Origin of the sequence: Vibrio sp. 10N.261.52.C2, assembly GCF_041471425.1 — a bacterium.
Lineage (GTDB): Bacteria > Pseudomonadota > Gammaproteobacteria > Enterobacterales > Vibrionaceae > Vibrio > Vibrio crassostreae_C.
In genome coordinates this window covers 1-1604 of sequence record NZ_JBFROH010000115.1, presented here as the reverse complement: position 1 = coordinate 1604, position 1604 = coordinate 1, and the positions used below count along the sequence as shown (strand labels likewise).

Sequence of the window (1604 nt, the reverse complement as noted above, 5' to 3'; positions counted from 1 at the left end):
GTCCAACCTTGTTGATATTGTGTGTGGTTGGAAAATTGTACCGTATGGATAGGCCATACTTCGAGTCCCATACGTTGCATAGGAAAAACGGCAGAGCTATTGCCAGCATGGCCAAAGACCACATGAGACTGAATTGAAATTACACCTTTCAAACCGTCACTCCTCTTCTGAATATAGTTTTTGATGTCTTGAGTAAATTTTAAAGTCAAAGTACTGAACTTTGGTAATCCCCTTTGATGGGGAAGATCCATCAAGACATGAAATGTAAGAATGTCTCTATAACGATTAGGTTTGAGAGATCGATAAAGAACGCACCAATTAACGGCACGATAAAATACGCTTGTGGCGATGGGCCGTAGTAACCCGTGATACCATTCATATTGAGCATGGCTGTCGGTGTCGCACCCAAACCAAAGCCCGCATGACCACTTGCCATCACCGCGGCATCATAATTTTTACCGAGTAGCTTATAGGTAACGGACGTAACAAACACAATAGTAAACAATGTTTGAATCGTTAGGATAACCACCAGCGACAACGCCATATCAAACAGCTGCCAAAGTTTGATTTCAAGCAATGCCATAGATAAGAAGACACTTAGGGCAATTGAGCTTAAACGTGCCACTTCGACCATCGCAATCTTGGCAGGTTTGCTCTCGCTAAATAGTGTTGAGAATAGTGCACCAACAAATAACGCATAGACGAAATTTGGCACCATGTTCAGCCAATGCACATCGAGCACAAGCACTAAACTATGTAGCATTTGGCTGAGCTCAACACAGCATGCTAAAAGAACAACGCTTCCGATGCCATGTAGTACATTGCCCTTAGTCGGCATGTGATGGGCCTTTTTGTGTTCCACATCTGCTGCATGTACGTTCGGTGTTGAAAGTTGATTTTTTTCAACCAAATACGTGCCTAAAGGCGCTCCGATAATACCGCCAATCACAAGACCAAAAGTGGCACAGGCCATCGCGATTTCGAGTGCATTATCGACACCAAAATGGTCATGAAACATCGACGCCCATGCAGCACCTGTACCATGCCCACCTGATAGGGTGATAGAGCCCGTCATCAGTCCTAGCTTAGGATCCAGCCCTAAGAACGAGGCTGCAGCGACACCAATAGCGTCCTGAAAAATAATATAAACAACGGCGATTCCGAGAAAGACAACGAACAAGCGTCCACCTTGGAATAGCTGCTTGATATTTGCGCTTAAACCAATGCCTGCGAAAAACATCAGCATCAACGTCTCTTTATAAGGAAGTTCAAATTCGAACTCCATTCCCATGCGATATAAGCAAGTAGTAATTAAGGCTGCGATGCACCCACCAATCACCGGCCCTGGGATATGATATTTACTTAATATTGGTGTGTGTTTTTTGGTTACCTCACCAAACAACAACATCAAGAGTGCCAAAATGGCAGATTCAACGGCATTTACAGAAATTACATTCATTATCACGACCTAAACAACCGAATAAAAAAGCCCCGACTTGACGGGGCTTATATTTTCTAGCAACTACGAATTACGCAGAGAACTCTTGGAAGTACTCATCCAACACAGTGCGTGTTGCACGGCCAATTAGCTCGTACTCGTGGTG

The 1604-nt window shown here is 44.0% G+C and carries 1 protein-coding gene and 1 pseudogene; both read right to left on the bottom strand.

Features of this window, described 5'->3' with window-relative positions; translation table 11 throughout:
* Positions 1–152, bottom strand: a pseudogene (locus tag AB4307_RS21980) (pyridoxal kinase); the annotation flags it as partial.
* 98 nt (positions 153–250) lie between these two features.
* Positions 251–1459 carry a sodium/glutamate symporter gene (gene gltS / locus AB4307_RS21975; protein WP_017061004.1) on the bottom strand — a complete coding sequence of 403 codons (1209 nt, stop codon included), beginning with the start codon at positions 1457–1459 and terminating at the stop codon, positions 251–253.
* Positions 1460–1604 lie beyond the last annotated feature (145 nt).